The sequence below is a fragment of the Mycobacterium sp. P4_H6 genome, assembly GCF_056400845.1.
This window is the reverse complement of record NZ_JBFUKN010000031.1, coordinates 39,103-66,025: the sequence shown is the minus strand read 5'-3', so window position 1 is coordinate 66,025 and position 26,923 is coordinate 39,103. Positions and strand designations below refer to the sequence as shown.

The following is a 26,923-nucleotide window of genomic DNA, read 5'->3' as shown; positions in this document are numbered from 1 at the left end:
GTTCGCCACCGCACTGGCCCTCAATCCGACCGGCCGGATGGCGACCCCGCAGGAAGTGGCCAACGCGGTGGTGTTCCTGTCCAGTGGGGCGGCGAGCTTCATCACGGGGACGAATTTGCTCGTCGACGGCGCGCTGACCCGCGGCGTCCAGTTCTGACCGCACGCCGTCAGTCGAAGTACTCACTGTCCGCGGAGTGAATCGCCGCACGGACGGCGTGTGCCAAACCCTCGATGAGGTCGGGATCATCGGGCAGCTGCAGAATCGAGATCCGCAACAGACGGGCGGTCGGGTTGATGAACGATTTCGCCCCGGAGGCCACGACGATGCCCTGCCTGGCCAGATTGATCAGCGCCGCCGTCTCGTCGGGGACCGGCACCCACACCACGAATCCATCGCGGCCGGCCGACGCGTTCAGCCCGGCATCGGTGAAGGCCGCCAGGACCGCCTCACGCCGTCTGCGGTAGGCAGCCCGCGCCCGCCGCATGACATCGGTGGTGGACTCGTCCTCGATCAGACCGGCCAGCGAGTTCTGCAGGATACGACTGTTGGAGGCCATCCCGAAACTGCGCAGCCGGATGGTCCGTTCCACCAGTTCGGCGCACCCGCCGAGCACCGCGGACCGAAGGTCGATACCGAAAGCCTTGCAATAGCTACGAATCCGCACCACCCGGGCCGGCAGCAGGCCACCGAGGGTGGCGGGCTCCCCCGAGGCGAGCGGTCCTGCACTGTCGTCCTCGATGACCCAGGTGACCGTCGCCCGCGAGGCCAGCAGCGCGGCGAGTTCGGCCGCCCGGGTGGCCGTCAGGGAGCCCGCCACCGCGTATGCCCCGCTGGGCTGCAGTACCAGTGCGGCGACACCACGCTCCAGGGCGGCAGCCACCGAGGCCACCGTCGGTCCCTGTTCGTCGGCGCGCACTCCCACCGGCTCGATGCCCAGATGACGGAGGATGTCCAGATATCCGGGGCTGACCGGCTCTTCGACCGCGATCAGCCGCGGCGCGCCCGATCCCTCGGATTGAACGGCCGCCGCACTGGCCAGCACCAGTGCCTCGCTGCCGCCGCCCACGCAATTCCAGGCCTGCGCGGCGAATGGCCAGCCGCCCTGCACCGAGCGCAGCAACCGGGGAGTGATGTAGGCGCGTTGGGCGGCATGCAGCTCCTCGGTGTCCAGGGCCGATGCCAGTGCCGCACGAAGATCTGGTTGTAGCTTCGGATCGGGTGTCACAAAGGACATTTCGACGTGCGACCACTCGAAGACCGATCCGTTGCGACCGGACGGTCCGGTGACCCCGGCGACCACCGTCCCGCCGCGGCGCCGGGTCTCCAACCTCCCGGTGTCCCGGACCCGGCTCCACGCCGACATCACGGTGCCGGGACTGACGCCGGCGACCTTGGCGAATTCGCGGATGGTGGGCAGTTGCGCGCCGGGCGACAGCTCGCCGCCGTCGATCAATCTGGTCAGCCCGCTGCCCAGCTCGCGGGCGTTGCTGGCGGCCAGCCGGCCGGCCAGCCAGCCTGCGTCGATCTGATCGGACGGCGCCGGTGTCATCGGCTGACCAGCCCCGCCCGCGCGTGGCCGGCTCCCTCCTTGCGCACCGGATCCAGCACTTCGGACACCGTCAGCGTCAGACTCGACTTCCACTGCGCCAGAGTCAATTTGGCGGGAGCCACCTGCAGCAGCACTTCGTCGACATGGTGCAGCTCGGGATCGTTGAGCAGACGTTCGCGCACCAGATCCGGATCCCCGTACCAGGGTTCGCCGTTCCCGTTCTTCAGGTGCAGGTCGATGGCCTTCTGACCGGCCAGCGCGCGCGCCTCCGAGGTGGTCTCGGCGACGATGACGGTGCGGCTGGCCGCGATGCGTTGGCGCGCCCCCGCGTGTGTGCGGAACGCGTCGATGGCGTCGCTGTGCCTGGTCAGATTCCCCTCGAAGGTCAGTGCTTTCGACGACCGCAGCAGCAGATTGTCACCCGCCTTGCCGATCTCTTCGGCGTGCGCCGGATCGCTGGCAACCCGCCACAGCCGTCGGCGCAGGTCGCCGGCCGGCGGGTAGAGGTGGCGACCGCCGCCGAGGTCGTCGCCGTCCAGGACGGACCTCAGCACGGCGGTCTTCTCGGCGTATACCCGCAGCCGGTGATCCCAGTCGACTCCGAACGGGCCGAACGCCCAATCCTCCAGCCCGGAACCGAGTCCCAGTTGCAGCCTGCCCTGTGACAGCGCATCCGCGATCACCGCGTCCTCGGCCACCCGGATCGGGTTCTCCAAGGTGATCACCACGACGCCCGCGCCCAGCCGGATGCGGCTGGTGCGCTGGCTCGCGGCGGCCAGGAACACCAGCGGCGAGGCGATGGTGCCCTTGTCGGAGCGGAAGTGATGCGAGGTGATCCAGGCGGTCGTCAGACCGAGTTCCTCGGCGTGCACGATGAGGTCGAGTCCGTCGTGGTACTGGCGGACCGGGTCGGCCTCGGTGTCGTTGAGCCGGAAGAAGATCCCGAACTCGGGCAGACCTGGGGCGAGCGAAGCGACGGGGATTGGCTCCGACATATCGAACTACTCCTTCCAGGTGTCGTAGGCCCAGAAGTTGACCATGCCGCGCGGCGGGTCCAGCCACCGCTCGATCTCGTGCACCCGGCTGGTGGCGGCCGCGTTATAGCGCTCGGTGTAGAGCGGCAGGGTGGTCACCTGGTCGATCAGCGCGTACTGGGCCACTTTGTCGTAGGCGGCCTTTCGGGAATCGTGGTCCAGTGCGCCGCGGCCGTCGGCCAGCCAGCCGTCGACCTTCGGGTCCTCCAGTTTGGGACCGTTGATCGCGCCCCCGGTTTCGTAGATCTTCTCCAGCACGACACCGATGTCGACGCCGCCGACGGCCCGCGGGAATGCCTCATAGGTGTTGGTCTCGCGGACCACATCGACGGTGCCCTCGTCGCGGAACTGCAGATCCACCGCGACCCCGGCGTTGGTGCGCAGCTCTGCCTGGTAGGCCTCCAGTACCGTGGACAGCGGCGGCTTGGGCTCGGTGGCGATCAGCCGGACGACCAGCCGCTGACCGGCTGCATTGGTGCGGTAGCCCTCACTGTCGCGTCCGGTCCAGCCGGCCTCGTCGAGCAGCTTGTTGGCCTCTTCCACATTGCCGCCGTAGGCATTTTCGTACTTGGCGTCGTAGAAGGGGCTCTGCGGTCCGACGATGCTCCATGCCCGATCCGAGCTGCCCTGCAGCACGGTGTCGATGATCGGGTTCAGGTCGACGGCCTCGCGCAGTGCCCGGCGCACCCGCACATCCTTGGTGTTGTCACCGGTGACGTTGAAGTACAGCGAGTAGGGCGACACATTGGAGGGCTTGGATTCGAATTGGAAGCCGTCCACACCGTCGAAGGTCGGGATGTCGGCAGGTGCCACCTGGGCGATCGCATCGACCTCACCTGAGGTCAACAGCCCGGCGCGCACGTTCGGCTCCGAGACGACCTTGACGACGAGCTCGTCGAGGTAGGCAGGCCCCTCATGGGAGGCCAGCGACGAGGGCCAGTTGTAGTCCTCGTTGCGCTTGAACCGCAGCTCGGAGCCTTCGACGACCTCGGTGAGGATGAACGGTCCGGTGCCCGCAATGCCGACGCCACCCGCGGCCACGTCCGGGTTCTGCAGCGACTTGGGCGAGATCTGGGAACCCTGCAGGGAGGCAAGCGTATTCAGCCAATTGGCGGTCGGCTCGGACAGCACGGTGCGTACCGTGAACTCGTCGACCACCTCGGTGGACTTCAGGGTCTGGAAGGTGCTCTTGGCCACCGACGGTGCGTATTCCTTGTCGCCGGTGATCTTGTCGAAGTTGGCCTTCACCGCAGCCGCGTTGAATGGCTCACCGTCATGGAACTTGACGCCCTGGCGCAGTTTGAACGTGTAGGTCAGACCGTCGTCGGAGCGTTCCCAACTCTCGGCCAGCCAGGGGTGGATCGACTCGTCGTAGTCGATGGCCACCAGACTGTCGAACGCGTTGCGCACCACCTGCACCTCGCTGCAGCAGCCGCGCACATGCGGGTTGATGCCCTCTTCCGGGTAGTCCGACTGCGCGACGGTCAGAGTGCCGCCGCGTACGGGCTCGCCGTTGCCCTCGGCGGTGCTACCGGAGTCACTCCCGCAGGCGGTCAGCGCCAGCAGCAATGCCAGCGCGGCGGCTACCCACCGCAGTACCGCGAGTCGTGGTCGTGTCGTTCGGGTCATGTCGTGATTCCATCTCGTGAGGGGACCGCACACGTTGTGCAGCCAATGTTTTGACGGGGACAGGCCGGGAGTTGCTCAGTGGCAACAGAAATGCGTACAGCTCACAGCGTCGGCACCGCCTTCAGCAGTGCCTGCGTGTACGGGTCGCGGGGCGAGTCGAAGACCTCGTCGGCGGTCCCCTGCTCAACGACCTTGCCGCGGTGCATCACCAGCACCCGGTCGGCGACGTGATGTACCACGCCGATGTCGTGCGAGATGAAGAGCAGGGCGGTGCTCCGTTGGGCGCGGATCTCCAGCAGCAGGTCCAGGATCTGGGCCTGGATGGAGACATCGAGGGCCGACACCGCCTCATCGCACACCAGCAGTTCGGGATCCGATCCGAGTGCGCGGGCGATGGACACCCGCTGGCGCTGCCCGCCGGACAGCGAGCGAGGATGGCGGTCGATGACGGTGGTGGGCAGATGCACCAGATCCAGCAGTTCCCGGATGCGGGCATCGCGTGCGCCCTTGCGGTGCCCGAGAGCGACGGTCTCATCGATGATCTCGCGCACCGTGAATCGCGGGTCGAATGATCCGACGGAATCCTGGGCGACCAACTGCACCGCGCCGAGCCGTGGCTGGTCGATCTCGACGTGACCGGCGTCGGGGGCCAGCAGGCCGGTGACGATCCGCGCCACCGTGGACTTTCCGGAGCCCGATTCCCCCACCAGGCCCACGATCTCACTGCGGTGGATGCCGAAGGTGATGTCCTCGGCGGCGGTGAACTCGTTCTTGCGGCCCTGTCGGTAGTACTTCCCGACTCCGACGACGTTCGCCACGATCTCCTCGCCGATGGCGACCTGTGGTGGCGCGGTCTGCTCGGGGTCGGCGAGCCGGCGGCCCCGGGTGCCGCGGCCGGGCACTGCGGCCACCAACTTGCGGGTGTAGTCGTGGTGCGGGTCATGGATGACCTGTGCGACGGGTCCACGCTCGACGACCTCGCCGTTGTGCATCACCAGCACGTCGTCGGCAACGCGGGACACCACCGCCAGGTCGTGGCTGATCAGTAGCACGCCGCGGCCGTCGTCGGCGAGGGTGCGCAGCAGGCCCAGGATGCGGGCCTGCACGGTGACATCCAGTGCGGTGGTGGGTTCGTCGGCGATCAGCACATCGGGGCGGCCGGCCAGTGCCGAGGCGATGAGGGCGCGCTGCCGCAGACCACCGGAGAGCTGATGGGGATAATTGCGCCGGCGGTAGGGCGGGTCCGGGATACCCACCGAATCCAGCAGTTCCTCGACGGCGGTCACCCGCCGGCGGCGCGGCAGGCGCAGCGCCTCGGACACCTCGGCCTGCACGGTGCGCAGCGGGTCCAGCGAGGTCAGCGCGTCCTGGAGCACGAAGCCGATCTGGGCGCCCCGTACCGCGCGCCAGTCCTTTTCCCGGTAGCCGCGGGTGTCGATTCCGTTGACATCGAATGTGGCGGCCTGGACCCGGCTTCCGTCACCGGCCAGGCCGACGAGGGTGCGCGCGGTGACCGACTTGCCGGATCCGGACTCGCCGACGATGGCCAGCACCCGTCCGCGCCGGATGGTCAGATCGACGCCGGAGACCACCGGCAGTGCCGAGCCATCCTCGGCGCGCACACTGTCGAAGGAGACCGTCAAGCCCTTGATGTCGACGAGGACGTCGCCGGTGTGCCCACGTGGGGGTGTGGTGACGTCGGCTGCGGTGACGGTCATGCGCCGGACCTGCGTTCGAAGCGGCGCTGCAGATTGCGCCCGACGATGGACACGCTGATCACCGTGATGGTGATGAACAGTCCCGGGAAGAATCCGACCCACCAGGCGATCCGCAGATCTTGCCGCGCGTCGGAGAGCATCGAACCCCACTCGGGAAGCGGCGGCGTGGGGCCGAACCCGAGGAAGCTCAGACCGGCCGCCCCGATGATCGCGGTGCCGACACCGAGGGTGGCAAGTACCGGCACCGTGCCCAGCGCATTGGGCAGGACGTGGCGCACCGTGCGTCGGGTCGCCGACGCGATGGCCAACCGGGATTGGGCGACGTAGTCCGACTCACGCACCCGCAGCGTTTCGGCCCGTACGACACGCCCGTAACGGGGTGCCGACGCGATCGCGATGGCAGCGATCACATTTCCGGTACCGGGCCCGGTCAGGGTGATCAGCATCAGAGCGAATAGCAGGTCGGGGAAGGCGCCCACCGCGTCGAAGACCCTTGAGATCGCCTCGTCGACGCGCCGGTGGGCGACGCCGGCGATCAGGCCGAAGAAGACGCCGAGGAGAACGCCGAGCACGGTCGACGCGACGCCGATCAGGATCGAATATCGTGCGCCGTAGACGATCCGCGACCACACGTCACGGCCGAGATGGTCGGTGCCGAAGATGTGCTCGAAGCTGGGCGCGGCGAGGGCGTCGGACATGTCGCTGGCCAGTGGGTCCCGGCCGGTGAACAGACCGGGGAACAGCACGGCCAGTACCAACAGCACCAGGATGGATCCGGCGATCAGCAGCCCGGTGTGCCGGAAGCGGGTCAGGCCCGAGGACAGCGAGCGGCCCGGGAAGGCGAAAGTCGTTGCCATCTAACGCACCCGCATTCGAGGGTCGATCCACAGGTAGACGATGTCGACGACGGTGTTGACCGCAACATAGAGCGTGACCGCCAGCAGGGTGATGCCCAGCACGACCGGCACATCCTGGCGGGTCACCGCGACGACGGTGGCCTGCCCGATCCCGGGCCTGCCGAAGACCTGCTCGACGATGACGGTGCCGGTGAGCATGCCGCCGACCGACCAGCCGGCCAGCGTGGCGGCCGGAATCAGGGCGTGCCGCAAACCATGGCGCAGCTTGAGCTGCCACGGGGAGATGCCGCGTGCCAGTGCGGTGACGGCATACGGCTGTTCGAGGGATTTCTCGATGCCCTCACGCAGCACCTGGGACAGCACTGCCGCCAGCGGCAGGCCCAGCGTCAGGCTGGGCAGCACCAGGTTTTCCAGCTTGCTACCGCCGACCACCGGCAGCAGACCGAGCTGGAAGGACAGCACGGTGATGAAGACGATGCCGAGCCAGAACGTCGGGATGGACGCGAACGTGAGCTCACCCAGATAGGTGATCCGGGTGCCGATGCCCTTGCGTCCCGCGGTGATCAGCGCGGTGATGAGCGCCACGACGACCGCGATCAGGGTTGCGGCCGCGGTCAGCTGGGCGCTGGCCACCAGCCGGTGACCGAACAGGATGTCGCTGACCGGGGTTCGCTGCACATAGGACATTCCGAAGTCGCCCTGCAGCAGCCTGGTCAGGAAGTCGTAGTACTGGACGAACAACGACTTGTCCAGGCCCCACTGGGCTTCGATGGTGGCGCGCAGTTCCGGGGTGTCGAACTCGCCCATCAGCAGGGTGACCGGATCCCCCGGTGCGAAGTGCACGGCCAGGAACGCCGCCGAGGCCGCCAGCCACAGCACCACGGCCGCGGCCAGCAGCTTCTCCGCGATGTACTTCGCCTGGAATGCTGCGCCGGACAGCCGCGAGCGCCGGCGCGCGCCGAGGACACCCGCGGGCGTGGTGCCCGGGGTGTCCTTCGACGCCAGATCCGGCGAGGATGTCTGCAGCACAGTCATGGTCGTGAGCGTCGGCGTCAGCCGAACGCGGCCTCCCCCACGGAATGAAGGCTCTTACCCGACGGGACGTGATCGTCGAATCCGTCGCCGGGCCGCTCGAGCCCCAGGGTATCGCGCAGTGTCGTGCCCGGGTACTCGGTGCGGAAGATGCCCTTACGTTGCAGCAGCGGGACAACATGGTCGACGAATTCCGTTGCCACGTGTGGCAGTTGCGCGGACATGATGTTGAATCCGTCGGAGGCCCCGGCGTTGACCCAGGTTTCGATCTGGTCGGCCACCTGTTCGGGTGAGCCGATGGCGGTGACGTGGGTCAGTCCGCCGCCCTGACGGGCGATGATCTCGCGGACGGTGAACTTCTCCCGTCGTGCCGTGCCGATGAGCGCGGCGAAATGTCCTCCCTGGGCTCCGAGTTCACCGTCGGCGGGCACCAGGTCCCACGGCAGTTCCTTGTCCAGGTCGAGCGCCTCGACCGGGACGCCGACCTGCAGAGCGAGGGCGTTGATCGCGAACTTCTCGGTGTGCAGTTCGCGCAGTTCGATCTCCTTGGCGCGCGCCTCGGCCTCGGTCGGTGCGACCAGGGTGATCAGCCCGGGCAGCACCCGGATGGTGTCGGGGTCGCGGCCCCAGCCCCTGGCCTGCTCGCGGATGGTGTTGCGGAAGGCAATCGCCGATTCGATCGTCGGCTGCACGGTGTAGACGGCATCGGCGAACCGGGACGCCAGCGCGATACCGTCCGGTGACGAGCCGGCCTGCACCAGCACAGGGTGTCCCTGCGGCGAGCGCGGAAGCGGCAGTGGGCCCGAGGTCTTGACGAACTCACCGGCGTAGTCGACGGCACGGATGCGGGCCTCGTCGACGTAGGTGCCGGTCTCCCGGTCGGCAACCCAGGCGTCATCGGCCCAGCCGTCCCAGAGTGCGCGGACCGCCTCGACGAATTCGTGCGCACGGCGGTAACGCTCGTCGTGGTCGAGTCCGTGTTCGCGGCCGAAGTTCCGTGCGACATCATCGCCGTTGGTGGCCACGATGTTCCACGCTGCCCGGCCGTTGCTGATGTGGTCCAGTGTCGAGATGCGCCGGGCCAGGTTGTAGGCGGAGTTGTAGGAACTGGAACCGGTGGCCACCAACCCGATGCGCTCGGTGTGCTGGGCGATGGCCGAGAACGCCAGCGTCGGGTCCAGACCGCGGAAGGGCCGGTACTGGCCGCGGTACCGCCAGACCGGGGTGTCGGCCAGGAAGACCGCGTCGAACTTGCCGCGTTCGGCGATCTTGGCCACCTCGATGTAGTGCTCGAGACTGCTGTACTTGTGGGCGTCGACGGGGTCTGCCCGCCATGCGCCCGGGAAGACACCGCCGGGAATGAGATTGAGGTTCAGCGTGATCGAGTCGCGGGTGAATGCCATGAGTCTGTTCCTCCGATTACTTCACTGAGTCTTTTCGATGGGAAAGCCGACGATGCTTCCCCATTCGGTCCAGGAGCCGTCATAGACGCGCACGTTGTCGAGGCCCAGCACTTCCGACAGTGCGATCCAACCCAGCGTCGAGCGATGTGACAGCCTGCAGTAGTTGACGATCAATGCCGTTGAGCCATTTATCTTCTCGTCGACGATCTGCTGCAGTTCCGACCGGGAGCGCAGCCGCCCGTGCTCGTCGAGCAGGTCACGGAAGAAGAGGTGTTTCGCGCCGGGGATGCGGCCGTGCCGTTCGGCGCCGTGATCGATGGGGGCGTTCGGGCCGCTGACGCGGGTACCGCTGTACTCCTCGGGAGTGCGGTAGTCGAGCAAGACCACACCGTCCCGGCCCAGCAGGTCCCGCACCTCATCACGGCCGATCCGCAGCAGTTCCTGTTCGAGCGTCGGTACCGGAACCGGCAGCGGTTCGAGGGCCGCGTCGCGCACCGGCTCGTCGGCGGCGCCGATACCGGCGGCCCGCCACGCTTCCAGCCCGCCGTCCAGGTACGCCACCTCCTGGTAGCCACGCACCCGCATCACCCACAGCAGGTAGGCGGCGAACTGGGTCGGGTCGCCTGCCAGCACGATGCGTGAGCCGACCCCGGCGCCGAGTTCGAAAAGTCGCTGCGACAACACATCTCCGGTCGCCAGCTCACGCTCCAGTGGATGCCAGGCCAGGTCCTTCCAGAACACGGCCCGCGCACCCGGGATCAACGATGCCTCGGGCCGGGTGGCGTGCACCTCGATGACGACCAACCGCGGGTTGGACAGATCGGCGGCGAGTTCGTCGACGGAGACGACACCACGGGTGATGAGCGACATGACACAAATCCTTTTGTTACATCCGATGTGTGACACACAAATTCGGGAGTGCGAACATTGAATGACACTTGTTCGCAGGTGTCCATATTTTGAATACCGTGAATTTATTGCCGACGCCAGCGGCCCGAGGTCCGATAGCTTTCTCTCCCCAGGGGAGCGAAAGGCGCTGCATCAGCACAATTCGATGCGACGATCACCCCCGCGATATGTGTCGACACATATTCGCCGAATGGCCTGAGACCGGAGGAGAATGCATGGGCGAGCAGGCCCGGACCGCCAATCTGATCGACCCGGCGACGCTGCGGGCGGCGCTGTCCGACGGGACCCTGGCGGTATTCGATGTCCGTCACACCACCGCAGGCGACCGGCCCGACCCGGCTGCCTACCTGCGGGGGCATATCCCGGGCGCGGTGTTCCTCGACCTCGACACCGACCTCGCCGGCGTGAGCAGCGGTACCAATGGCCGCCGCCCGCTGCCCGATGCCGATGATTTCCAGAAGACCCTGCGCCGCTTGGGCATCACGGCGGACACCCCGGTGGTGGTGTACGGCGCCACCCGATCGGCGGCCCCGGCTCGTGCCTGGTGGCTGCTGCGCTGGGCAGGTGTGCGATCGGTACGACTGCTCGACGGAGGGCTGGACGGTTGGACCGACCACGGTGGCGAACTGAGCCAGGGTGCGGAGACCACGACCCGACCGGAGAGCGACTTCGTGATCACACCGGGCGGCCTTTCGGTCATCGAATTGTCAGAGGTACCCGGCGTCGCCGGGCGTGGCCAGCTGTTCGACGCCCGGCCGGCGGCGAAGTTCTCCCACCCGACCGATGCCGACGCCGGCCACATTCCCGGAGCCCGGAACGCTCCGGTCGGTGCGTCCTTCGATGACGCCGGTTACCTGCTCCCCGATGATCAGCTCCGCGAACGGTTCTCCCAGTTCGGGGTGGATCCCGACAGTGAGCCGGCGGCCTACTGCGGTACCGGCGTCGCGGCGGCACTGGAGGTCTTCGTGCTCGCGCTCGTCGGTATCCGCGCCCGCCTGTACGTCGGGTCCGCGTCGGAATGGACCGCGGACCCGGCACGCGTGCTCGTGAAGTGACGAGGCGTACCAGGCCCGGCTCGGGGCTGCTGCTGGATCTGACACCGTTCCGCGAGAGCCGGGCGTTCGGCAGGCTGTGGACCGGCACCGCGCTGGGCAGCATCGGTCAGGAGATGACGGTGGTTACCGTCGCCCTACAGGTGTACGCGATCACCTCCTCGACCTTCGCGGTGGCTCTGATCGCCGGTATCGCGCTGACGCCCATCGTGGTGATGGGCCTGTACGGCGGTAGCCTCGCGGACCGGTTCGACCGGCGCCGGGTGGCGATGGTGGCCTCGGTGATCTCCTGGGTGGCGATCATCGCGCTGGCCGTCCATGCCTGGCTCGGCGGCACATCGCTGTGGCTGCTGTATGCGGCCGCCACGGTCAACTCGGTCGCCGGGACCGTCGGCGGAATCACCCGTCGCGCCATCATCCCGCGCCTGCTGCCGCGCGAACTGCTGCCCGCCGCGGGCGCGCTCAACGGCATCAACATGGGCCTGATGGCGACGGGCGGACCGCTGCTGGCCGCCGCCGCGGTCGGGGCCGGCGGGTTCCAGGCCGCCTACAGCGTCGACGTGCTGTTGCACACCGCCGCATTCCTCGGGGTGTGGGCCCTGCCCGCGCTGCGCCCGGTCGACGCACCGGAGGTGGGCGCCTGGCGCGCCGTCCGCGACGGTATCGAATACCTGCGGCGCGCCAACAATATTCGGTTCGCCCTCACCATCGACCTCGTCGCGATGGCGCTGGCCCAGCCGCGGGTGCTGTACCCCGCGCTCGGTGCGGTGACCCTGGGCGGCGGTGTGACGACCGTGGGTGTGCTGTCCGCGGCATTCGCCGCCGGCGCGATGCTCTGCTCGGTGTTCTCCGGCTGGACCGGCTCGGTGCGGCGTCAGGGCGTCGCCATTCTGGTGGTCTCCTACATCTACGCCTCGGCCATCGTCGCAGCCGGCCTCATCCTGCTCGCCGCGTCGCTGTGGGGGACCGAGGACTCGGCCAACATCCCGGCCATCGTCGCGTTGACGGTGGTACTGGCAATCGGCGGCGGGGCCGACGGGGTATCTGCGATCTTCCGTGGCGCGATCCTGCAGGCCGCCGTACCCGACCATCTGCGGGGGCGTGTGCAGAGCATCTTCACCATCATCGTGACCGGCGGACCACGGGTGGGAGATGTGGTCACCGGCGCGATCGCGAGCACGCTCGCCATCTGGAGCCCGCTGATCGCCGGCGGCACCGTCATGCTGCTGCTGATTTGGGTGCTGGCGCGGCGGGTCCCGGGCTTCGCGCGCTACGACGCGGCCGATCCCGAACCCTGATATCAGGGCATTTCCGGCTGAATGGCGTTGCGGGCGCCCAGTGTTCGCCCCTTACCCCAGCCCAGTGCCCGACGGTAGGACCCCAGTAGGTCCGCCTCGATGACATGTGTGGCGTCCTTGAGCGGCGAGTCATCGGGAACCGGTTCCAGCAGCGGCGTGACGAACAGTGCGTCTGTCGGGCAGTAGGCCTCGCACTGGAAGCAGGTCTGGCAGCTGTCATGCCGTGCGATGACCGGGATACCGTCGGGACCGCGGTCGAAAACTCTTGTCGGGCAGACGTCGACGCACTTGTCGCAGGCTATGCACCGGTCCGCGAGGATGATCTCGATCATGCGGCGCGTCCGCGTGCCGACAGCCATTCCGGCTCGGGGCGCGACCACACGGTGTCGAGTCCGCCGGTGAGCAGCCGATACTGCTGGGCCGGATCGAGCTCGGTGTGATCGAATCGCCGGTGCATACCCCGACTTTCGGTACGGTTCAGCGCGGCGTGATACATCCAGCGGCTGTGCGCCAGCATCGCCGTGGCCTCCCGGGCCCGGAACCGTTCCTCGCCGCTGACCGACTGCCCGGTCGCGGTGGCCGACCACAGTTCGTCGAGGACGCCGAGGGCCGGGGTGAGCCGATCGGCGTGCCGCAGGTAGTTGATCTCGTAGGGCAGGACCTGCCCACGGACCTCCGCCACCACGTCGCGGTAGCCGGCGGTCCCGGTCCGGCCGACCTCATCGAGGGCACCCGACGGCCTGCCGCGCTGGCGCGCGAACGCCGCGGCACCCACACCGGCCCAGCCCCCGGAACACGCCGCCCACGCCGCGTTGTGACTGCCGCCGCCGGTCCACGCTCCGGCGATCAGTTCACGGGTGGCCGTGTCACCGGCCGCATAGAGCCCGGGAACATCGGTGGCGCAGTCGGTTCCGGCGATGCGGACGCCGCCGGTACCGCGGATCGTGCCCTCGGTGACCAGGGTGATCTCGAAATGTTCGGTGAACGGGTCGATACCGAGCCGATCGAAGGTGAGGAAGAAGTTCGGCTGCGCGCTGCGCATCGCGGTCTGCTCCGCGGGCCCGGCGCGGTCGATACAGGCCAGCACCGGTTCGGACAGCAGTGTCGCCGCCATCAATGTGCGGTCCTTCGACCGTGGCACCTCGAACACCGAGCCGTCGGCCCGATAGAAGGTGGCCCAGTTGTAGAAGGCGTTCTTGGTGACGCCGGTCCCCTTCGGGGCGATGGCATACGCGTTGGAGAACTCCATCCCGGAGAGCACCGCACCGGCTTCCACCGCCATCAGGGCACCGTCTCCGGTATCGACATCGCAGCCGAGGGTCTTGGATTTGAAAGCACAGCCACCGGTGGCCAGCACCACGGCGGCGGCCTCGATGCGCGCGCCCGCCCCGGTGCGCCGGTCCACCGCGGTGGCGCCGGAGACCACGCCGGTCTGGTCGGTGAGCAGTTGCAGCGCGGGGGTGTGGTCCAGGATGCGCACACCGAGCCGTTGCACCCGCAGCCGCTGACGACGCATGTACTCCGGCCCCTGCAGGTCGTCCTTGATCAGCTCCCCATCGGCACCGACCGGGAACGGGTAGCGCTGGATTCTGGCGAGTTCGTCCATCCGGCGGTAGGTTTCATCGAGCACCCGGGTCATCCAGGAACGATCGGTCAGGCCGCCGCCGATCTTCTCGCGGGCTGCGATGGCGGCTTCACGCCGTTCCGGATCGTCCTCGATGTACCAGACTCCGGTACCTGCCGAAGCGGTCGCACCGCTGGCCCCGGTGTACCCCTTGTCGGCCAGCACCACATCGGCGCCGGCTTCGGCCGCGCGGATCGCCGCCCAGGTTCCTGCCGGTCCGCCACCGATGACCAGGACGTCCGCCGAGCAGCGTTCGGCGGCGGCGGATTCGGTCATAACAGATCGATATTTGTCGTCGCCGACGCGGCGCGGAAGATATCGGATCGGCCCGATCGGAAACCGGGCTAGTGCGAGGGACCCAGCAACAGCGGCCGCGGCAGGCTGCAGGTCGGGGACGGCCAAGTGATCTCCGGGACGTAGCGGGTATGCGGAAGCGCCAGGTACTCCTGGGTATCGGTCATCACGCCTCCCGCTGCGGCCGGACCAGACCGCGTGGCCGGACCAGTCCGAGATCCAGATGGGTGACCCAGCCGGGTGCGGCATCGCACACCGCGGGAATGGTGTTGATGGCGCCCATCGCTGTCCAGTCATAGCCGGGATGGGCCATCGTCCCGTCCGGCCGGTTGACCCCCTTGAGGGTCAGTTCGGTCGGTGGATCTCCGTCGATGACGATCTCGTAGCGGGTATCGCCCCAGTCCCACGGCGGATCCAGCTTGTCCGGTCCCGCGGTGACATAGATGGCGTGGAAGACGATCAACGGCCGGCCGTCCACCCATGCCGTCCATTCGTGTCGCTGCGCGGCGACCGTGCCCACCGCGATCGCTCCCTCGTCGTGCGCAATGGGTTCCCGCGCTGTCGCGACGTCGATCTCGGCGGCGGTCACCTCGTCGATGGTAACGCCGAGGCCGTCGGCGATCATGTACATCGACTGCGCGAAGAACGGCACTCCGAGGCCGAGAATCGTCGGCTCGGTCAGGAATGCGTCCTTGTCCTTGCCGAACCCCATCCAGTCGATGTGGTCCAGCGGCGCATCCTTGATGACGTCGACGACTTCGTACACCTGGATGGTGTCGATCCTGCTCATCACGCGGGCCAGGGTGAGCGGAAGGACGTCACCGGCGTAGCCGGGGTGGATGCCGCCGCCGTGAAACGAGGTACCACCGTCGGCGCAGGCGGCGCGGATCTGGTCACCGGCGTCCGCGAAATCCGGTGACGGATAGAAGAACCCGCTGGTGGTGACGACATTCTTGCCGGAACGCAGTATTCGGCAGACGGTGGCGACGTCCATGATGATGGGGGTGTAGAACACGCAGTCGGCGTCGAGGGCCAGGACGGCTTCGACATCGTCGGTGGTGGTGACCCCGGTAGGAGCGATGCCGACAATGTCGCCGGCATCCAGACCCACCTTCTCCGCGGAGTGCACCAGCACGCCGATGAGATCGAACACCGGATTGTCGGCGAAATGCCGAAGGCCGACCTGTCCGACGTCACCGGTCATCCACTGGATCAGCCGATAGCTCATCGCCTCAGGCCTTTCGACAACACGCCGCGGCCCACGATGGTGGGCAGGTCCAAAAAGGTGCGGATCCCCGGCGCGGCGGCGCAGACCGGAGCGATCGCGTGGACGGCGTGCATCGCGGTGCCCAGACACCCCTGATCGGTGTCATCCTCGTCGTGGATGGCGATCCGCGATTCCAGCACCATCGACGGTGCCCCCTCGACGGTCACCTTCCAGCCTCGCCCGTTCGGCCAGTCCGGCGCCTGCTCGGCGCCGAGCCGGGTGATGTGTTCGACGGTCAGTGCCCGCCTGCCCTCGATCACCGCGGTATAGGAGAAGCGCTGCGCCGAAACGGTTCCCGCTTCGATGCGGCCGGCCTTGACATCGATCGGCGTGTCGGTGACCGCCACCTCGCGCTCCCAGATGTAGTCGTCGATCGTCGCGCCCAGGCCCTCCGCCAGCAGCATGAGCGGCGCCTTGAAGGACAGTCCGCCGATCGCCGCCTCGTCCATCGGCACCCGCTCATCGGGTGGTTTACCGAAGCCCATCACCTCGAACAATACGAACGGCACGTTGTAGGTGGAGTAGTCCATCAGCTCCTGCACCAGCAGCGAGTCGATGTGCCGGAACAGTCCGGACATCGTCAGCGGGAGCACCTCCGCAGCCCAGCCCGGTTGAATTCCGGTGGCGTGGAGAGAACTCCGGCCCTCCTGGCAGGCCGTCTCCAGTCGCTGGGTCACGTCGTCGCCGGCACTCTGCGGATAGATCCACGCGGTGACGGCGGTGGACACCACGTTCTTGCCGGAGGTCAGCAGCCGGCAGATATCATCCAGCGCGACGGGTGGATTCCACTCGCCCTCGGCCATGTAGAGCACACAGTCGGCGTCGAGCGCGAGGATCTCGTCGACATCGGTGGTGGCCAGGATGCCGATCTCGCCGATTCCGGCGAAGTCGCCGATATCGCGTCCTGCCTTCGCCTCGTTGTACACCCGGGCACCGACGAGTTCGAGATCGGGATGGTCGTGCACCGCGGCCAACGCGTGGGTGCCGACATTGCCGGTGGCCCACTGGATCACCCGTAGTTTCGGGCCCATCTCAGCCACCTTGCTCGGCGAGCCGGGCCTGGCGTGCTTCGTACCGGTCCACCAGCTCCCGGAATCCGAGCCGGTCGTACTGCGGGATGGGTTGGATGCCCCAGACATCGCGGGCGGTGTCCTTGCCCTCGGCGCCTTCCGGCGGGCCCAGCGGCGGATAGGGGAACTTGCACTCCAGGGCGTCATCGGAGTACCGCACCTTGAGCAGTTCACTGCAGATCTGGGTGAGGCTCAGCGTCGGGTAGCCGTAGTAGACCGCCATGAACGGCAATGTGAAGGCCCCCTCGATGACGAGCGCGATCAGGCACACCAGCACCGCGCGTTTGATGTACTTGTGCATCCGTGCGTAGTAGGGCGTGGTGCCCGGCGGCAGATCTTCGGCGGTTGTTTCGGCTTGCGGTGTTGTCACGGTGTCACTCCTTCAGTCCGTGAAGATTTCGCGATTCACCGTGTGCAGGTACGGGATCGCGAGGAATGGGGTGATGTAGAAGATGTCGTAGAGCCACCAGCCGATGACGGGGAAGATGACGCCCGCGAACCGGACATCGGCGAACATCGTCATGTTGAAGACATAGACGCTCCAGATCACGACACCCATCCAGCAGGTGACGATCATCCACTGGTGGCCCCAGCGCTTCATCTGCAGGAATCCGATGGCGGCGGCGCAGCGCATGGCGAAGACGGTGATGATCATGCCGGCCACCATGGCCTTCTCGCCGGGACCTGCGGCGCCGCCGATCCACAGTTCGTTGTAGTGCCAGAAGTATCCGGCGTCGAACATGTGGCCCCAGCCCACCATGAGGACCCGGTTGATCAGGGTGTGGTTGGCGACCAGGTCCAGCGCCCAGCCCAGGCTGTTGAGCATTCCGTCGATCAGCACCAGGTAGCCGATCAGGGTGACGATCATCGGGCGCACCGACAGTCCGGCGCGCGCCGCCTGCCGCTGCAGCCACACCCCGCGCATGAAGATCGGGAAGCCGATCAGCCCCGGTACCCACATGCCCATGAGCGCAGCGCCGACGATCATCCATTTGTCGGCTCGCCGCTGGGCGAGCCGGGACTCCTCGCTGTGGTCCTCCAGGCTGACGGAGCCGCCGACAGCCAGGCTCACAGATACCACCAGCCGCGTTCGAACGACATGTAGAGCTGGATGAGGAACATCGTGAGCAGGTAGCCGTAGATGGCGATCTGGAACACGATGAGCGCCCGCTTACGCTTCTTCTCTTTCTGGTCGACCATGGCGAAATCCCTTCTCAGAGTGTGTCGGCGGCGAGCAGGCCTGCTGCCGCGATTTCCCGGAGCCCCTCACTGATGGCTCCGTCGGTGCTCAATGGTGCGAGGATGCACGCTTCGGCGGCCTCCAATTCGCCGGCACCGGCGGCGATCAACTGGGCGGCGGTGACAAGCACCCGCGTCGACGGCGGCTCGAAGTGGAAGGCTTCATCCGCGGTGCGGATGGCGTTGGCGCACTGCACGAGCCGCCGGGCTGCCGCTGGGTCGATACCCGTTTCGGAGACCACGGCTTCGGCTTCCCGTTCCGATGGCAGGTAGTTCATCGGCAGCGTCGCGAAACGCTGCCGGAAGGACGGCTTGAGTTCCTTCAATGAGCTGCGGTAGGCCGGATTGTAGGAGCACACGAGCATGAATTCATCTGGTGCCGAGACGACTTCGTCGGCGCGGTCGAGATAGAGGGTGCGACGGTGGTCGGTCAGTGAGTGCAGGATGGCCAGCGAGTCGTGGCGTGCCTCGACGACCTCGTCGAGGTAGCAGATGGCCCCGGTCTTGACCGCTCTGGTCAGGGGTCCGTCGGTCCAGATCACGTCACCACCGGTGACCATGAAGCGGCCGACGAGATCGGAGCTGGTCAGGTCGTCGTGGCAGCTGATGGTCACGACGGGTCGGCCGAGCAGGGACCCCATGTGTTCGACGAACCGGGTCTTCCCGCAGCCGGTGGGCCCGGTGAGCATGACCGGGATCTTGCGGGTGAACGCCTGCTCGAAGAGCTGCACCTCGTTGCCGTTGGAATAGTACGTCTCGCTACTCATCTGTCTCCCGATGTCATGCACTGACCAGCTCCCGGTGGACGTGCGCCAGCACGCGGGGTAACTCTTCGATCCGCCGGATCCGTTGTGAGCGTTTGGGTCCGAACACCTCGGGAAGCGGGTCGACCCGCGTCGGTCCCACGCCGACGTAGTAGACGGACACGCCGGCGTCGTTGGCCTCCTCGACCGCATGCGCGGCATCCGACCAGGCGTAGCGGCCCTCGTAACCTTCATCGGAGATCATCCCGTCACCGATGATGATGAGCAGTCGGCGCTCCGAGGGCTGTGCGAGCAGCCTGCCGGTCAGGTGACGGATGGGCGCGCCGAGTCGGGTATAGCCGCCGGTGGACAGCCCCAGACCGCTGGGCGGGACGAACCGTACTTCCGGGAAGTCCTTGAGGCAGCGCACTTCCACGCGATGGCGGGTGTTGCCGGTGAACACGAAGATGCCGTGCCGTTCCCGCGCCTGGGTCATCGCCCGCGACAGGGCATCGGCGCAGGCCAGTTCCAACCGGAACACCCGGCCCCCGTGGACACCCAGCGATGAGCTGCCGTCCAGCAGCAGCGCTGTGCTGACATCGCGGTTGCTGGGTAGCAGTTCCCGGAACAGGCGTGGCTCGGCGGCTTCCCCGGTGCGCAGGTCCACGTAATGGCGTACGTACTGGTCGATGTCGAGATCCGAGCCGTCCTCCAGACGGCTGATCATGGCGCGATGGGTGTTCTCCTGGAACCACTTGCGCAGATCGGCCGAAGCCGTCTTCGCGGCATCGACACGGCTGTCGCGGGCCAGTTCCAGAACCGCCACGTGGTCGGGCAGGAAGCGTTTCGTCCAGGCGTTCCACTCCGGGTACGGGATGCCCGGCCGGTGCTCGGGGGTGACATCCACGTCGTTGTCCTGCGGGCGGCTCGGTGGCGGCAGATTCGGGTTGCGCACGCCGCCATCACCGCCCACCGGTACCGAGTAGGGCCGGGGCATCCGCTTTTGCGTCGTGGTCCACGGCATCCTGCCGAATTGGCGCCGCAGCTTGTCGACCAGTCCTGTCGGTGTCGTGTAGATCGCGGGCAACCGCCCCAACAGTGGGTGGACGGTGAGCCCGTCGGCGCTGCGGGCCAGCGCGATCGCGCGGCTGATCATCGTGTGGGCATCCAGTTGCGGGTCGGCCGGCTCCAGTTCGGGCAACAGCCGGGCGCATTCGGGCATCAGCCCCGGCCACCGTGAGGCGATCCAGCCCAGCGAGACACCCGCCTCGATGAGGGTCAGGGCACGTATCTCGCGTGCCGACAGTTCGTCGATCCGGTATTCGCCGACCCGGTCCTTGGATGACGAACATTGCAGGGCGATACCGCATGTCAGCGAACGGCGTGTCCAGTCCGCACCGAGCTGCGGGTAGGGCACGTGGATGAACGTGCGCGACGAGTTCAGGCCGAACCCGCGGTGTTCCCCGGTGACCAGCCGGACACCCGCGCGATGCTCTTCGCTCAGTGCGACCGCGGTGAGCGAGCAACTGCGTTCCAGCGCCATCGCCGAGGTGTCATCGAGATCAGCCATGGCCGGCCCCCGGCGGTCCCACGTGGGCGCGGTTCAGAAGGTGCCGATATTGGAGAACATCCAGTACCAGAACCAGATGACCAGGCCGGTACCGCCCCAGGCTGCGACGTAGCGCAGTACCTCCCACAGATAGTCCACGGTCGAACCTCCTCGTTGACGGGTTCATCGGATCTCCAGGCCACGAGCCGCGGAGGAGACCAGCTTGTCGAGCATGGTGTTTCGGGCGGCGACGTCGTCGGTGGTGGTGAGCACCCCGTAGACGCCGAGCAGGAAGAACACGGCGCTGTAGAAGGCGTCGACTTCCGGGTGCACAGCGCCGTCGCGGCGCGCGCTCTCGATCTCACGAACGAGTTGCACGATCACCGCATGGTCGGTCCAGTCTTCGGGGTCGGGCCGCGACGGCGAGAAGTGCAGGGCAAGAATCTCTTTGAACAAGATTGGGCCGAAGCGGCGCTCGATGCCGATCACGAGGGTGATCACCTCTGCCAGTGCGCCCCGCAGATCATGCCGGTGATCGAGGAAACGGCCGAAAGCCGTCGCCACCCTGGCTTCTTCGCGCCGTACCAACTCCAGCAACACATGTTCTTTGGTCGGGTAGTGGAAGTAGAAGGTGCCGTGCGCAACCCCGGCCGCAGCCACGATCGTGTTCACCTCGGCGCCGGCCGTGCCCGCCCGCTGGAACTCGGCGATCGCGGCGCCGAGGATGCGTTCCCGGGTCTGAAGCCGGCGCGCGTCACGCTGTGTCGGCTTCAGTTGTGGCGTCATGTCTTCTGTTTCTAGCCGAGTGACTGACTTGAGTCAATAGAGGACACGGCTTTTCGAACTGAATTGCCTGTTTGGGGCCTATATGGGAACAGGTTAGGTGATATCAGTCAGTGAATATTTCGCGGTTCACCGTATGGAGATACGGGATCGCAAGAAACGGCGTGATGTAGAAGATGTCGTAGAGCCACCAGCCCACGACCGGGAAGATAGTGCCCGCGAACCGGACGTCGGCGAACATCGTCATGTTGAACACGTAGAGCACCCAGATGACCACGCCCATCCAGCAGGTGACGATCATCCACTGCTGGCCCCAGCGCTTCATCTGCAGGAAGCCGATGGCGGCGGCGATCCGCATGGTGAACACCGTGAGGATCATCCCCACCTCCATGGCCTTCTCGCCCGGCCCGGACGCGCCGCCGACCCAGAGTTCGTTGAAATGCCAGAAGTATCCGGCGTCGAACATGTGTCCCCAGCCGTTCAACAACACCCTGGCCAGCAGTGTGTGACTGCCGATCAGGTCGAGCGCCCAGCCGACCGTGTTGATCGCCGCGTCGATGATGACCAGGTACCCGAGCAGGGTCACCATCATCGGCCGCACCGACAGTCCGTTCTGCTGGGCACGGCGCAGCAGCCACACGCCCCGCAGGAACAGCGGCAGGCCGAAGATCCCCAGCGCGGCGGTACCTATCAGGATGCTGCCACTGATCAACCATCGGTCCGCCTGGCGCTGGGCCAGCCGTGACTCCTCCATGTGTTCATCGAGAGGCAGGGTCGCCGAAGCGGCTGACGGTCGCATATTCACTGACTCTAGTCATGCAAATGACTGCCGAACAAGCACCGGACGCGGTAGCGGCCGACGACTCAGCCGGCGACGGCGACGCTGCGCATGGTGCGCTTCACCAGATCTTCGAGCAGATCGCGGCGCATCGGGTCGTTGGTGGTGATCGCCAATGCGTAGAGGCACAACAGGAAGAACACCGCACTGTTGATCGGCTGAACCTCGGGATCCACGTCACCCTCGGACCGGGCCTGCTCGATGCGCTGGGCCAGCAGCAGCACCAGCGAGTGGTCACCGCCGTCCTCGGAATCCGGCCGGGTCTGTGAGAAATGCAGCGCCAGGAAGTCCTTGAACAGGACGTCGCCGAGCCGGCGTTCGAGCCCCAGCACCAGGCGCGCGGCCTCGGACAGGGCCGACTCCAGGTCATGACCCTTGTCGAGGTAGCGGCCGAACTGCTTGGCCATTCGGTCTTCCTCGCGCTTCTCCAACTCCAGTAGAACGTGCTCCTTGGTGGGAAAGTGAAAAAAGAAGGTGCCATGAGCCACCCCGGCGGCGGCCACGATGGCGGCGACATCGGCCTCGGCCATCCCGGACCGCTTGAACTCGGCGACCGCGGCGCCCATGAGGCGCTCCCGGGTCTGCAGACGCTTCGCCTCGCGCGCCGAGGGGCCGTTCACCACCGCCATATCCGCTCCGTCCCTGTCCCCGCTGCGGCGCGCCGAGTGGTCCGGAGCCGCCGACAACGACAATATCGCCTCCACCCGCCGACACATCCGTCCCGGGGAAGCTGCCGCTCCAATGACCTGAGTCAGCTTTGGTCGAGAGGGACAGGCCGCCATGTTTGGGCACGCAGACCGCGGGGCAGCCCATTGTCATGACTGCTACGCCCACAGCCCTTCAGGGCAAGAAGATCGCCATCCTGGCCACCGACGGTGTTGAGCGTCGCGAGCTCGCCGAACCCCGCGATGCCATCGACAAGGCCGGCGGCGCGATCGAGTTGCTGTCCCTACATGACGGCGAGATCGACGCGCGTGACCATGATTTGGAGCCCGCCGGCACTTTTCAGGTGGATCGCCAGGTCGGTGGTGCCAGCGCAGATGAGTTCGATGCACTGGTGATCCCCGGTGGCACCGTCAACGCCGACAAACTGCGCTCCGATGAGTCCGCGGTGGCTTTCGTACGCCAGTTCGTGGAGTCCGGCCGCCCGGTGGCGGTCATCTGTCACGGACCGTGGACGCTGATCGACGCCGGCGTGGTCGAGGGTCGCACCGTCACCTCCTATCCCAGCCTTCGCATCGACCTGCGCAACGCCGGAGCGAACACAGTCGACCAGGAAGTGGTGGTCGACGGGAATCTGATCACCAGCCGCTCCCCCGACGACCTGCCGGCGTTCTGCAACGCCCTCGTTCAGGCCGTCGCTGCTGTTCCATCCCCGCGCTGAGGCCAGTCTGTCGAAGCGCGGCGCAGCGGTGCCATTGGTCCTATCCTGTCAGCGGTTGAGACGCAGCCGGCTGGGAGGCACCTTGTCATGTCCGCTGATCAGATCGCGCGAACGGTCCTGCCCATACCCGATGTCGCACACGTGGGTCTGACCACCTACGACGCGAAGGATCCCGATACCAGCTACCCGCCGATCAGGGATATCCGCCCACCCGAGGGCGCGCCGAATGTCGTGGTGATCCTCATTGACGATGTCGGCTACGGCGCGAGCAGTACCTTCGGCGGGCCGTGCCATACGCCGAACTTCGATCGGCTCGCCGAGCGTGGCCTGAAGTACACCCGGTTCCACACCACCGCGCTGTGCTCGCCGACCCGCCAGGCGCTGCTCACGGGTCGCAATCACCACTCGGTGGGGATGGGCGGCATCACTGAGATCGCCACGGCAGCACCCGGTTACAGTTCTGTGCTGCCGAACACGAAGGCGCCGCTCCCGCTCACCCTGAAGCTCAACGGTTACGCGACAGCACAATTCGGCAAGTGCCATGAGGTGCCGGTCTGGCAGACCAGTCCCGCGGGACCGTTCACCGCCTGGCCCACCGGCGGAGGCGGGTTCGAGTACTTCTACGGGTTCATCGGCGGTGAGAACAACCAGTGGGACCCCGCCCTCTATGAGGGCACCACTCCCATCGAGCCGCCGAAGACCGCGGCCGAGGGCTACCACCTGACCGAAGACCTGACCGACAAGGCCATCGCGTGGGCGCGGCAGCAGAAGGCGCTGTTGCCGGACAAGCCGTTCTTCATGTACTTCGCCCCCGGCGCCACCCATGCCCCGCACCAGGTTCCACCAGAGTGGATCGAGAAGTACAAGGGCAAGTTCGCACACGGCTGGGATCGGCAGCGCGAGATCACTTTCGAGCGGCAGAAGGAACTCGGCGTCATCCCGGCCGACGCTGTTCTGACACCACGCCACGCCGAGATTCCCGCTTGGGAGGAGATGGATCCCGCGCTGAAGCCGGTCCTCGAACGCGAGATGGAGGTCTACGCCGCGTTCATGGAACACACCGACCACCACGTCGGCCGGTTGCTAGACGCGCTCGAACCCGTGCGGGACAACACCATGGTCTATCTGATCATCGGTGACAACGGGGCGTCCGCAGAGGGCACCCTGCAGGGCGCGTTCAACGAGATGGCCAACTTCAACGGTATGGCGGCCATCGAGACACCCGAGTTCATGCTGTCCCAGCTCGACGAGTTCGGCGGCGAGAAGTCGTACGGACACTACGCGGTGGGCTGGGCGTGGGCGATGGACGCGCCGTACCAGTGGACCAAACAGGTGGCCTCCCATTGGGGCGGGACCCGCAACGGCACCATCGTGTCGTGGCCGGCGGGTATCGGCGAAACCGACGGCGTACGAGACCAGTTCAGCCATGTCATCGATCTCGCACCGACCGTGCTGGAGGCTGCCGGCATCCCGGAACCGGTGATGGTCAACGGTGTGCTGCAAAGTCCGTACGAGGGCACCAGCATGCTGTACAGCTTCAATGACGCGCAGGCACCGGAGCGGCACGAGACGCAGTACTTCGAAATGTTCTGTAACCGCGGCATTTATCACAAGGGCTGGAGCGCGGTGACCAAACACCGGACGCCCTGGGAGATGGGCGGGACCGTCATGCCCGCATTCGACGATGATGTCTGGGAGCTCTACGACGGCAGCACCGACTGGACGCAGTCCGATGATCTCGCCAAACGGCACCCGGAGAAACTGCATGAGCTGCAACGTCTCTGGCTCATCGAAGCGGTGAAGTACAACGTCCTTCCGCTCGACGATCGCCAGGCCGAGCGGCTGATCCCCGATATCGCCGGCCGGCCGACCTTGATCAAGGGCAACACCCAGCTGCTGCTCGGCGGGATGGGTCGGCTCACCGAGAACAGCGTCGTGGACATCAAGAACAAGTCCTTCGCCGTCACTTCCGAGCTGGAGGTCCCGGCCGACGGCGCCGAAGGCGTGATCATCGCGCAGGGCGGACGATTCGGCGGGTGGAGCCTGTACGCCAAGGACGGCCGGGCGAAGTTCTACTACAACGTCCTGGGCATCCAGTCCTACGTCATCGATGGCACCGCCCCCATCCCCAGTGGGACGACCCAGGTCCGGATGGAATTCGACTACGACGGTGGAGGTATGGGCAAGGGCGGGACCGTCACCCTTTACCACGACGGCACCGAGGTCGGTACCGGCCGGATCGAGCAGACGCAGCCCATCGTGTTCTCGGCCGACGAGACCACCGATATCGGCCGCGAAACCGGCACCACCGTCAGCCCCGACTACACCGCGCACACCAGCGCCTTCACCGGAGCGGTGAACTGGGTGCAGATCGACCTGGGCGAAGACGCCGAGGATGCCGATCACTACATCGACGCCGAGGAACGTTTCCGGGTGGCGATGGCCAGGCAGTAGGCCCGTCGGGTCAGGGCGTCAGTGCAGCGCTGAAGAACTCCAGCTCCAGCCGCATCGCGCGCCGGTAAGCCTGCCGAGTCGCCGGACTGTCCTCGCCGTGCTGGTCGAGGAGCCGTTCCAGCAGTGCGGCGATCTCCTCGAAACCCGGGTCCGCATAGGTCTGAACCCACTGTGCGTACGGCCCGGCCGTGCCCGCATCCAGGTGTGACCCGATGTGGGCATAGAGCCGCATGCACGGCGTCATCGCCGCGCACACCACCCCCAGCCCTCCGGTCGCCGCGGTCGCCAGCAGAAACTCGGTATAGGCCAGGGTCGCGGCCGCGGGTTGAACCCCGGCCATGTCGATGCCCCAGGAGGCGGCGTACCCGGCATGCAAGCCCAGTTCTTCGCGCACGCCGGCCAGCAGATCAGCGAAGGTCAGCAGCGTCTCGGTGTCGGTACTGCGCGCCAGCGCCAAAGCGTATGCACGAGCGAAGGATTCGAGGAAGAACGCGTCCTGGGCGATATATCCGGCGAAGAGTTCCCGCTGCAGAGTGCCGTCCCCGATTCCGCGGACGAACGGGTTGGCCAGTACCTCGGCGGTGATATCGGCGTTCTCCGACCACAATCGGGCAGACAGCGTCATGCCAGCGCCATATCCCAGAAGGCCACCTCGAGCTTCAGCACCGCATCGACCTGTTCGGTGTGCTCGCCCGGTGAGGCCAGTGCGCCCAGCGCGTCGACGTACCCGGCGAAGTCCGGGGTCGTCCAGTGTTCGACGAACTCATCCAGGGGGGCCGCAGCCGGCGCGGCGGAGGTCCACCCCAGCAGGTAGACCCGCTCGATGACCCACAGTGCGGTGATGGCGGCGTCATGGGGCTCGTTGTCGAGACGCTGCAGCAGCTCGCGGTAGGCCAGCGTGGCGGGCAGCGGCGCGGCAGCCAGATCGATACCGCGGCGCACCGCCTGTTCCTCGAACCAGTCCAGCTCGGCCACCAGGGCGGCGCATCCGCCGACGAGCACCTGCTGGGCGCCGCGCGGTGCCCGGGCCAGCAGTCGGGACTGGAAGATCAGCAGATCGGCGACGAACAGCGCATCCTGGCGCAGCCACTTGTCGAACGCAACATCGGTGATGGTGCCGGCACGCACCGCGTCGAGGAACGGGTGCCGGGTGGCAGCCGTCCAGAGGTCATCGGACACAGCACAACCCTAGCCGT

27 protein-coding genes are annotated in these 26,923 nt (G+C 66.9%); 5 read left to right on the top strand and 22 right to left on the bottom strand.

Going from position 1 to position 26,923, the window contains the following annotated elements; all coding sequences use genetic code 11:
* Window positions 1–157: SDR family oxidoreductase (locus AC1DTF_RS15235; protein WP_477474679.1), on the top strand; the 157-nt coding region annotated here is incomplete at its 5' end.
* A 10-nt stretch (window positions 158–167) separates the two neighbouring features.
* Here the strand turns inward: AC1DTF_RS15235 and AC1DTF_RS15230 are convergent.
* From AC1DTF_RS15230 to AC1DTF_RS15195, 8 genes are all read right to left on the bottom strand, one after another.
* On the bottom strand, window positions 168–1,550 hold the full coding sequence (locus AC1DTF_RS15230; RefSeq protein ID WP_477474676.1) for an aminotransferase class I/II-fold pyridoxal phosphate-dependent enzyme: 1,383 nt from the start codon (window positions 1,548–1,550) through the stop codon (window positions 168–170).
* Window positions 1,547–2,545, bottom strand: coding sequence for an LLM class flavin-dependent oxidoreductase (locus tag AC1DTF_RS15225; protein WP_477474675.1), 999 nt, complete (start codon window positions 2,543–2,545; stop codon window positions 1,547–1,549). The genes AC1DTF_RS15230 and AC1DTF_RS15225 overlap by 4 nt, the downstream gene beginning before the upstream one ends.
* 6 nt (window positions 2,546–2,551) lie before the next feature.
* Entirely contained in the window at window positions 2,552–4,213 is a 1,662-nt protein-coding gene (locus tag AC1DTF_RS15220) for an ABC transporter substrate-binding protein (RefSeq protein WP_477474674.1), read from the bottom strand.
* A 101-nt stretch (window positions 4,214–4,314) separates the two neighbouring features.
* Window positions 4,315–5,931: an ATP-binding cassette domain-containing protein gene (locus AC1DTF_RS15215; RefSeq protein ID WP_477474673.1), complete on the bottom strand. Its 1,617-nt coding sequence runs from the start codon at window positions 5,929–5,931 to the stop codon at window positions 4,315–4,317.
* Window positions 5,928–6,788 carry an ABC transporter permease gene (locus AC1DTF_RS15210; protein ID WP_477474672.1) on the bottom strand — a complete coding sequence of 287 codons (861 nt, stop codon included), beginning with the start codon at window positions 6,786–6,788 and terminating at the stop codon, window positions 5,928–5,930. Before AC1DTF_RS15210 ends, AC1DTF_RS15215 begins: the two co-directional genes overlap by 4 nt.
* The gene (locus tag AC1DTF_RS15205; protein WP_477474671.1) at window positions 6,789–7,823 is read right to left on the bottom strand and encodes an ABC transporter permease; all 1,035 of its coding nucleotides are present in this window, start codon (window positions 7,821–7,823) and stop codon (window positions 6,789–6,791) included.
* A gap of 17 nt (window positions 7,824–7,840) precedes the next feature.
* Complete coding sequence (locus tag AC1DTF_RS15200) at window positions 7,841–9,223, bottom strand: NtaA/DmoA family FMN-dependent monooxygenase (RefSeq protein ID WP_477474670.1); 1,383 nt, start codon at window positions 9,221–9,223, stop codon at window positions 7,841–7,843.
* A gap of 21 nt (window positions 9,224–9,244) precedes the next feature.
* Complete coding sequence (locus tag AC1DTF_RS15195) at window positions 9,245–10,093, bottom strand: sulfurtransferase (protein WP_477474669.1); 849 nt, start codon at window positions 10,091–10,093, stop codon at window positions 9,245–9,247.
* Between the two features lie 254 nt (window positions 10,094–10,347).
* On the opposite strand from AC1DTF_RS15195, the gene AC1DTF_RS15190 reads away from it, so the two are divergent.
* Window positions 10,348–11,187 carry a sulfurtransferase gene (locus tag AC1DTF_RS15190; protein WP_477474668.1) on the top strand — a complete coding sequence of 280 codons (840 nt, stop codon included), beginning with the start codon at window positions 10,348–10,350 and terminating at the stop codon, window positions 11,185–11,187.
* The gene (locus AC1DTF_RS15185) at window positions 11,184–12,482 is read left to right on the top strand and encodes an MFS transporter (RefSeq protein WP_477474667.1); all 1,299 of its coding nucleotides are present in this window, start codon (window positions 11,184–11,186) and stop codon (window positions 12,480–12,482) included. Before AC1DTF_RS15190 ends, AC1DTF_RS15185 begins: the two co-directional genes overlap by 4 nt.
* A 2-nt stretch (window positions 12,483–12,484) precedes the next feature.
* Here AC1DTF_RS15185 and AC1DTF_RS15180 read toward each other — a convergent pair whose 3' ends face one another.
* The 12 genes from AC1DTF_RS15180 to AC1DTF_RS15125 form a co-directional block, all read right to left on the bottom strand.
* On the bottom strand, window positions 12,485–12,814 hold the full coding sequence (locus AC1DTF_RS15180) for a 4Fe-4S binding protein (protein WP_477474666.1): 330 nt from the start codon (window positions 12,812–12,814) through the stop codon (window positions 12,485–12,487).
* The gene (locus AC1DTF_RS15175) at window positions 12,811–14,382 is read right to left on the bottom strand and encodes an FAD-dependent oxidoreductase (RefSeq protein WP_477474665.1); all 1,572 of its coding nucleotides are present in this window, start codon (window positions 14,380–14,382) and stop codon (window positions 12,811–12,813) included. The genes AC1DTF_RS15180 and AC1DTF_RS15175 overlap by 4 nt, the downstream gene beginning before the upstream one ends.
* A gap of 184 nt (window positions 14,383–14,566) precedes the next feature.
* Entirely contained in the window at window positions 14,567–15,628 is a 1,062-nt protein-coding gene (locus tag AC1DTF_RS15170) for an NAD(P)H-dependent amine dehydrogenase family protein (RefSeq protein WP_477474664.1), read from the bottom strand.
* Window positions 15,625–16,698: an NAD(P)H-dependent amine dehydrogenase family protein gene (locus AC1DTF_RS15165; RefSeq protein WP_477474663.1), complete on the bottom strand. Its 1,074-nt coding sequence runs from the start codon at window positions 16,696–16,698 to the stop codon at window positions 15,625–15,627. The genes AC1DTF_RS15170 and AC1DTF_RS15165 overlap by 4 nt, the downstream gene beginning before the upstream one ends.
* Before the next feature lies 1 nt (window position 16,699).
* A complete protein-coding gene (locus AC1DTF_RS15160) occupies window positions 16,700–17,038 on the bottom strand; it encodes a hypothetical protein (RefSeq protein WP_082614513.1) in 339 nt (112 codons plus the stop codon).
* Between the two features lie 81 nt (window positions 17,039–17,119).
* A complete protein-coding gene (locus AC1DTF_RS15155) occupies window positions 17,120–17,809 on the bottom strand; it encodes a hypothetical protein (RefSeq protein WP_442928774.1) in 690 nt (229 codons plus the stop codon).
* Window positions 17,806–17,937: a hypothetical protein gene (locus AC1DTF_RS15150; protein WP_255419436.1), complete on the bottom strand. Its 132-nt coding sequence runs from the start codon at window positions 17,935–17,937 to the stop codon at window positions 17,806–17,808. The genes AC1DTF_RS15155 and AC1DTF_RS15150 overlap by 4 nt, the downstream gene beginning before the upstream one ends.
* Before the next feature lie 14 nt (window positions 17,938–17,951).
* Window positions 17,952–18,743 carry an AAA family ATPase gene (locus AC1DTF_RS15145; RefSeq protein WP_477474662.1) on the bottom strand — a complete coding sequence of 264 codons (792 nt, stop codon included), beginning with the start codon at window positions 18,741–18,743 and terminating at the stop codon, window positions 17,952–17,954.
* Window positions 18,744–18,756: 13 nt separating this feature from the next.
* Window positions 18,757–20,289: a nitric oxide reductase activation protein NorD gene (locus AC1DTF_RS15140; RefSeq protein WP_477474661.1), complete on the bottom strand. Its 1,533-nt coding sequence runs from the start codon at window positions 20,287–20,289 to the stop codon at window positions 18,757–18,759.
* Between the two features lie 162 nt (window positions 20,290–20,451).
* The gene (locus AC1DTF_RS15135) at window positions 20,452–21,054 is read right to left on the bottom strand and encodes a TetR/AcrR family transcriptional regulator (protein WP_477474660.1); all 603 of its coding nucleotides are present in this window, start codon (window positions 21,052–21,054) and stop codon (window positions 20,452–20,454) included.
* A gap of 103 nt (window positions 21,055–21,157) precedes the next feature.
* Complete coding sequence (locus AC1DTF_RS15130) at window positions 21,158–21,850, bottom strand: hypothetical protein (RefSeq protein ID WP_057170731.1); 693 nt, start codon at window positions 21,848–21,850, stop codon at window positions 21,158–21,160.
* 65 nt (window positions 21,851–21,915) lie between these two features.
* A complete protein-coding gene (locus AC1DTF_RS15125) occupies window positions 21,916–22,518 on the bottom strand; it encodes a TetR family transcriptional regulator (protein ID WP_477474659.1) in 603 nt (200 codons plus the stop codon).
* Window positions 22,519–22,706: 188 nt separating this feature from the next.
* On the opposite strand from AC1DTF_RS15125, the gene AC1DTF_RS15120 reads away from it, so the two are divergent.
* Both AC1DTF_RS15120 and AC1DTF_RS15115 read left to right on the top strand, forming a co-directional pair.
* Window positions 22,707–23,273 (top strand): type 1 glutamine amidotransferase domain-containing protein, encoded by a 567-nt coding sequence (locus tag AC1DTF_RS15120; RefSeq protein WP_477474658.1) that lies wholly within the window; start codon window positions 22,707–22,709, stop codon window positions 23,271–23,273.
* 87 nt (window positions 23,274–23,360) lie between these two features.
* Window positions 23,361–25,727: a sulfatase-like hydrolase/transferase gene (locus AC1DTF_RS15115; protein WP_477474657.1), complete on the top strand. Its 2,367-nt coding sequence runs from the start codon at window positions 23,361–23,363 to the stop codon at window positions 25,725–25,727.
* Between the two features lie 10 nt (window positions 25,728–25,737).
* On the opposite strand, the gene AC1DTF_RS15110 is transcribed toward AC1DTF_RS15115, so the two are convergent.
* Both AC1DTF_RS15110 and AC1DTF_RS15105 read right to left on the bottom strand, forming a co-directional pair.
* Window positions 25,738–26,352, bottom strand: a complete 615-nt coding sequence (locus tag AC1DTF_RS15110; protein WP_477474656.1) for a TenA family protein — start codon at window positions 26,350–26,352, stop codon at window positions 25,738–25,740.
* Window positions 26,349–26,906, bottom strand: a complete 558-nt coding sequence (locus AC1DTF_RS15105) for a thiaminase II/PqqC family protein (RefSeq protein WP_477474655.1) — start codon at window positions 26,904–26,906, stop codon at window positions 26,349–26,351. Before AC1DTF_RS15105 ends, AC1DTF_RS15110 begins: the two co-directional genes overlap by 4 nt.
* Between the last annotated feature and the right edge of the window lie 17 nt (window positions 26,907–26,923).